Origin of the sequence: Arenibacter sp. S6351L, assembly GCF_023016025.1 — a bacterium.
GTDB classification, from domain to species: domain Bacteria; phylum Bacteroidota; class Bacteroidia; order Flavobacteriales; family Flavobacteriaceae; genus Arenibacter; species Arenibacter algicola_B.
On record NZ_JALKBB010000044.1, the window covers coordinates 22,490 to 29,346 of the forward strand.

The window sequence follows — 6,857 nt, forward strand, 5'->3', positions numbered from 1 at the left end:
TTACATTATATTAAAATAATTTAATTGAAGTAAAAGTTATAAACAGCCAAACAAATATCCAAATTCTATTTAGGCTTAATTGATATAGCCATAAATAGGTGCTACAAAATTACCGTTCAAAAAAGGCTTTGGATCTATCTGACTTTGTAGAACAACGCCTTTGTGTTCGGACTCCATTAACATAAAAGCAGCCTGAACCATGGGTGCTGCAGTAGTGGTCTGTATGGCCCTAAGTCTGTGTATCCCCACTTTTTGCGGATATATTAGCTTGGAAACCTCGTTCCTTCTAAGTGTCCCTTGCCAATCTTTACCCTCCACTGCGGCATACAGTACAATTTGATCGTTCTCTATATGGGGAATCCCACTCTCCATTTTCTCCTGAAGGGTCTTAATGGCTGCATCGGCATTCTTAAAACTTGCAATTTGCTGTTGTACCCAGGCGTAGTGCCCGGGATATCTCAAGGTCTTATAATCCAAGTTCCGCACCTTGCCGGCCAGAGCGTCTGGCAGATCGGCGGCCCCACCTGAAGTAAGGTCCTCCTCATAGGTCCTACCATCTATAATGATCGTAGCCCTTTCCGAGAGGGATTTAAGCGGTACTTTTTTAAAATCGCGTACTGCTTCCGCATCTTTAATATATTCCGTGGCTACCCCCACTGGACTCCAAGTAAATCCGTAGTAATGTGGTGCCACTGCATGGTCCGTTAAGGCCCCAACCTTAAACTGCAGCTTATCTACCTTGTGCTTGCTGCAAAATTCCAGAAAGAGATGATGCGCCAACAGATCGATATACCCTGGTGCCAGACCTGATTGCAGCACAAAACCGGTTTCGGCATTTTTGGCCAATGCTATAATTTCATTGGTCTCCGCCACATATTCGGTGAGGTTTACATAATGCATTTTAAAATCTTTGGCATAGCTCGCCATTTTAGGTGCCAAACTACCGGGAAGACAATCCAGCAGCACATCGCCCTGGGTAAAAATGTCCTCCATTTCTTTCGTCAGACCGGTTTCGGAAAGGCAAAATGCCTTGACCACTCCCGGGTTGGTAGTGCCCTTCCCGATCCAATGGGCTACTTTTTCCGCCTTTTCCAGCGTCCGATTACCAATAAATATTTTTAGGGGAACATTGCCCCAATCCGCCATTATTAATCCAACGGCCTGGGCAATACCCCCAGCTCCGGCAATAACCATGTTGTACGACATAATTTGGTCCCTAAAATTGTTATAAGAAAGATAGCATTTTTTCTTGGAAGTTTCCTCCGTTACTTGTAGATACTATTCTACTTCGTAGGACTCCCTAACTGCTGGTAGGCAGGCTCACACAGAAAGGCGTGGATGCTAAGAGGCAAGAGCCTAGAATCTAGACTCTATCGTCAGTTCGAGTGAAATGCCGATAGGCATTTAGTATCGAGAACCCGTTTGTGTAGTTCATGTGCTTCTCGATACAATTTTATTACGCTGAGCTTCATAAAATCACTCGAAGTGACGGGCAATAGCCATTTTGTATCGAGAACCCGTTTGTGCACGCCGTTTACTTCTCTGTCGGAGTGACGAACAAAAAAGCTCCTTCCCTTGGTTAAGCCTGTTCCGCTTTTTGGCCAGAGTATTAGAAGGGAGGACGCGAAGTGACAACTTTCAACTTTCAACTTTCAACTTTCAACTTTTAACTTTTAACTTTTAAACATTAAACTATTGCCTACTGGCTAATGGCTGAAGAAAACTGATTACTGAAGCCTTGTCAATTCCCTTTCAAATAGCCACCATACTTTCGCAAACCCTCGTTCAACATGGAAACGGCACCCTTGCTTGTCATGGTTGCACTGGAAATCCCGTCAATAAAATGTCCGTCGTCATTGGCTTTTTCAATGGCTTTTTGCAATGTAAAGGTGTCTTCCTCCAAATTGATTTTCACACCCAAGAACTGATCTTCGAATGTTTTTTCGCTAACTGCCGCCCCATAACCTTCAGATTCTGCTTTGTGTTCAAAGGCTATGTTTTTTATTTCCAACGTCTTTTTGTCCAAAAGAACCTTTGCCCAAATGGCCCCACCAAAACCAACACCCTGTACAGGTAGAACAACTAGGTCCGTTTCCTTGACTTCAAATATGGGCAGGGAAGTGGCTTGCCCGCGCGTCGCCAACTTTTTATACAGCTCGCCCGCCCTTTCCAAATCAATGTTAGAAATGGTGCCACTTGAAGTATTCAGCTCTTTAAAAATTATTAGGTCTTGGATTTTCGTGGAATCCGTAAAAGTCGGCGAGGCAAATAATGCAATTTCCTTAATAGTTTCCGGTAAGTCGGTTGTGGTTTGGATTACCTCTTTAACGGCTTCATTTTTTTGTTCCGTCTGTTTTGGGTTTTCCTTGCAGTTCCACCCCAATACAACCATGATCATCAAAAGTATTTTTATTTTCTCCATATTCATTTTTTTGAATTTAAAACTCACCAAATTAACTTCAGTGTTATTTCCGAAGGTAATACCAAGACATAATTCCTGAAATGATTTTGGTCAGTCACATATATTAAGATTCTAGTCCCTAGCGATAGTTCGAGAGCTTCTCGATACAATTTTGCTCCACTTCGTTTTACAAAATCACCTGCCTTACGGCCGGGCAGGCTCGCAATGACGGCATTGAACTTTCAACTTTCAACATTGAACATTCAACACAAATCTTTAGTCTCAACTCTAGCATCTAGGTTCTAGATTCTTCCAACGCTCCATCACCGTGAGGACATTCAACTTTATAACATTAATACTTTCAACATTTAACTTTCAACATTCAACCCAAGTCTTAGTCTAGTTTCTAGGTTCCTGACTCTGGCTAGTCTTTGCTCTTTTCTCTTTTCTCTCATCAATCTATACTAATTTTCCACTTCCCAATACACAATTAACCCTATCCAACATTCAAGCTTGAACATTGAACAATTTTTAAATCTTTTTGGCTAAATTACACCCTTAAACCATATTAGCATTTTTGCTCTTGTACTTTCATGCAACAGCCTTAAAATGATAATGATCAATCACATCAACCACAAAAAATAAAAGAATTAATCGCATGAAATACATTGTTTGTGAGGAACCTGGGGACTTTCAGTTAAAGGAAAAAGAAGCCCCGATACGCAAAAAAGGGGAAGCCCTCTTAAAAGTGAACAAGGTAGGCATCTGCGGTACCGACCTGCATGCCTATACCGGCAATCAAGCCTTTTTTACCTATCCTAGAATCCTGGGCCATGAACTGGCTACTACTGTATTGGAGATCGACGAAAACGATAAAGGCATAGCGGCCGGGGATAATGTAGTGATCATGCCCTACCTAAGCTGTGGCCATTGTGTGGCCTGTAGGAACGGCAAGACCAATTGCTGTACCCAGATCCAAGTCCTAGGTATACATACAGACGGTGGTATGCAGGAACAGATCACCGTACCGGTGGATATATTGTTGCCTGCCAAGCACCTGACCAACGAGCAGATGGCCATAGTAGAACCCTTGGCGATAGCGGCACACTCTATCCGTAGGGCGCAGATAGTACCTGGGGAAACGATTGTGGTCGTAGGCTGCGGCCCCATTGGTATCGGCATCATGAAATTGGCCCAGATAGAAGGAGCCAAGGTCATAGCCCTGGACATGAACCAGGACCGACTGCAGTATGCCAAGGAAAAGATTGGGGTGGACCATATTGTAAATGTGGCCAAAGACCCCGTAAAACAGATTTCAGAAATTACCAATGGCGATATGGCCACGGCAGTATTCGATGCCTCGGGCCACAAGGGAGCCCTGGAACAGGGACCCAACTATATGTCGCACGGCGGTAGGTATATTTTGGTGGGACTCTCCAAAGGGGAACTTACCTTTACCCATCCGGCCATACACGCCAAAGAAACCACCATTATGTGCAGCAGAAATGCCACGGTGGCCGATTTTGAACGGGTCATCCAAGTCCTGGACCAGTTTCCGACAGATTCGTTCATTACCCACAACGTGCATTTCACCCAGATGAAAGAGAATTTCGACAGCTGGCTAAAACCCGCTACAGGAGTAATAAAAGCCACGGTAGAATTTTAATATTATTAGCATTCCATTATGTCCAAGAACTTTTTACAGATACATCCCAACGATAATATCCTTGCAGCTTTGCAGGATATGAAAAAAGATTATGTGGTAGATTTTGAGGGGAAATCCTTCCCTCTTAAAAACAATGTTACCGCCAAACATAAATTCACCCTTCAGGATTTCAAGGTGGGAGACCCTATCCTAATGTACGGTGCCCTGATAGGAAAAGCTGTTAAGCCCATTGCCCAAGGGGAAAGCATTACAATAGAAAATGTGGTGCATGCCTCTTCCGATTACAATGTGGGGGAACAACAATCCCACTGGGTGGCTCCGGATATTTCCAAATGGAAAAACAGCACGTTTAATGGATACCACCGTGCCGACGGCAGTGTGGGAACCGCCAACCATTGGCTGGTAATCCCTATGGTATTCTGTGAAAACAGAAATGTTAACGTACTGCGCACTACCCTACTCAATGCATTGGGCTATGAGACTGCCCAAGACTATATCATAGATACCGAAGTACTGGTATCCCAATACAAAAAAGGGGCCAGTACGGATGACCTGATGGCTGCCCCCCTTATTAAAACGGCCGAGGATATTAAACAGAACAGGACCTTCCCCAATGTGGACGGCATTAAGTTCCTTACCCACGACGGAGGCTGCGGCTGTGACCGTGGGGATTCGGACACCCTGTGCAACCTTTTGGCAGGATATATTACCAATCCCAACGTTGCCGGGGCCACCATTCTTAGTTTGGGCTGCCAGAACGCAGAGGTGAAAATTTTGGAGGCTGCCATAGCCAAACGCGATCCCAACTTTTCCAAACCATTACATATATTGGAACAACAAAAAAGCAAGAGCGAACGCCATTTTATAGAGGAAGCGGTAAAGAAGACCTTTTTGGGCCTTATTGAAGCCAACAAGGTAAAACGCCAACCCGCCCCATTAAGCAAATTGGTATTGGGATTAGAATGTGGAGGATCGGACGGATTTTCAGGAATTTCTGCCAATCCGGCCCTTGGCTATGCTTCCGATCTTATAGTGGCTTTGGGAGGTGCTACCGTGCTTTCGGAATTCCCGGAACTCAATGGCGTAGAGCAGGAACTCATCAACCGTTGTGAAACACCGGAAAATGCAGAAAAGTTTGCCAATATTATGAGGGCATATTCCGCCAAAGCGGTTTCCATAGGCTCCGGATTTGAAAACAATCCATCGCCAGGAAATATTAAGGACGGACTCATCACAGACGCTATGAAGTCGGCCGGAGCAGCTAAAAAAGGAGGTACTTCCTTGGTACAGGATGTATTGGATTACACGGAAAGAGTCACCAAAAATGGCCTGAACCTTTTATGTACTCCCGGAAACGATGTGGAGAGTACCACAGGTTTGGCCGGATCGGGATGTAATGTTATTGCCTTCACTACCGGCTTGGGCACCCCTACTGGCAACCCAGTGGCCCCGGTCATAAAAATGTCCAGCAACAATGCCCTTAGTGAGCGTATGAAAGACATTATCGATTTTAATACCGGTACCATTATTACCGGAGAGGATACCATACAGACCAAAGGAGAGGAACTGTTGGACTATATCATAGAGGTGGCCAGTGGCAACATTGTCCCAGCCGCGGTTAGATTGGAGCAGAACGACTTTATCCCCTGGAAAAGGGGGATTTCCCTATAACTGGTCTCTCCGAAGGAGAGCTAAAGAACATAAAACCAAGAAAACTTTCAACTTTCAACTTTATAACTTTCAACTTTATAACTTTATAACTTTCAACTTTATAACATGATAATAGATTCTCACCAACATTTCTGGAAATATAGCCCTGTAAGTCACTCCTGGATAAACGAGCAAATGAAGGTTATCCGAAGGGATTTTTTACCCTCGGACCTAAAACCGGTATTTGTAAAAAACGGCGTGGATGGCTGTGTGGCGGTACAGGCGGACCAGACCTTGGCGGAAACCGATTTCCTTTTGGAACACGCCCATAACAACGCTTTTGTTAAAGGCGTCGTGGGCTGGGTAGATCTGAGAAGTCCAGACGTGGACCAAGCATTGGAAAAATACGCCAAGGACAAGAATCTAAAGGGGTACCGACATATAGTACAGGACGAGGCAGACCATAATTTTATGTTGCGTCCCGACTTCCTAAGGGGCATCTCCAAATTGGAGCAATACGGGGCCGTCTATGACATCCTTGTTTTTCCGCATCAGTTGGGGGCTACTCTGGAATTGGTGAAAAAATTCCCAAATCAGAAGTTCGTCATCGATCATATTGCCAAACCCTATATCAAGGATGGCTTTTATGACGGTTGGGCGGCCATGATGAAGGAAATCGCCAAACACGAAAACGTACACTGTAAAATCTCGGGCATGATCACCGAGGCCGATTTCAAAACCTGGACCCCGGAACAGATACATCCTTATATGCTCTTGGTCCTTGAGGCCTTTGGCCCTGAACGCTGCATGTACGGTTCCGATTGGCCCGTTTGCTTGGTTGCTGGAACCTACACCCAGGTAAAAGAGCTGACCACCAATTTCATTTCCAGCCTTAGCACCGCTGAGCAGGCCGCCATCATGGGGCTGAATGCAGTGGATTTTTATGGACTGGAGTGAGACAGTGGTTAAGTTGAAAGTTATAAAGTTATAAAGTCAAAAGTTCGTCACTTCGTGGAAAGAGACAGAACCTAGAATCTAGATGCTAGAGCCTAGACTAAAGATTTGTGTTGAATGTTCAATGTTGAAAGTTGAAAGTTCAATGCCGTCATTGCGAGCTTGCCTAGCCGTTAGGCAGGCATA

At 44.6% G+C, this 6,857-nt stretch carries 5 protein-coding genes; 3 read left to right on the forward strand and 2 right to left on the reverse strand.

The window, feature by feature from the left end:
* Positions 1-75: 75 nt before the first annotated feature.
* On the reverse strand, positions 76-1,206 hold the full coding sequence (locus MWU82_RS22820; RefSeq protein ID WP_247098048.1) for a saccharopine dehydrogenase C-terminal domain-containing protein: 1,131 nt from the start codon (positions 1,204-1,206) through the stop codon (positions 76-78).
* A gap of 535 nt (positions 1,207-1,741) precedes the next feature.
* Positions 1,742-2,422 carry an FMN-binding protein gene (locus MWU82_RS22825; RefSeq protein WP_247098049.1) on the reverse strand — a complete coding sequence of 227 codons (681 nt, stop codon included), beginning with the start codon at positions 2,420-2,422 and terminating at the stop codon, positions 1,742-1,744.
* A 637-nt stretch (positions 2,423-3,059) separates the two neighbouring features.
* Between MWU82_RS22825 and MWU82_RS22830 the strand changes: the two genes are divergently transcribed.
* The 3 genes from MWU82_RS22830 (at position 3,060) to MWU82_RS22840 (ending at position 6,674) form a co-directional block, all read left to right on the forward strand.
* Entirely contained in the window at positions 3,060-4,067 is a 1,008-nt protein-coding gene (locus tag MWU82_RS22830) for a zinc-binding alcohol dehydrogenase family protein (RefSeq protein ID WP_247098050.1), read from the forward strand.
* An 18-nt stretch (positions 4,068-4,085) separates the two neighbouring features.
* A complete protein-coding gene (locus tag MWU82_RS22835) occupies positions 4,086-5,738 on the forward strand; it encodes an altronate dehydratase family protein (RefSeq protein WP_247098051.1) in 1,653 nt (550 codons plus the stop codon).
* A gap of 105 nt (positions 5,739-5,843) precedes the next feature.
* Positions 5,844-6,674, forward strand: coding sequence for an amidohydrolase family protein (locus MWU82_RS22840; RefSeq protein WP_247098052.1), 831 nt, complete (start codon positions 5,844-5,846; stop codon positions 6,672-6,674).
* Positions 6,675-6,857 lie beyond the last annotated feature (183 nt).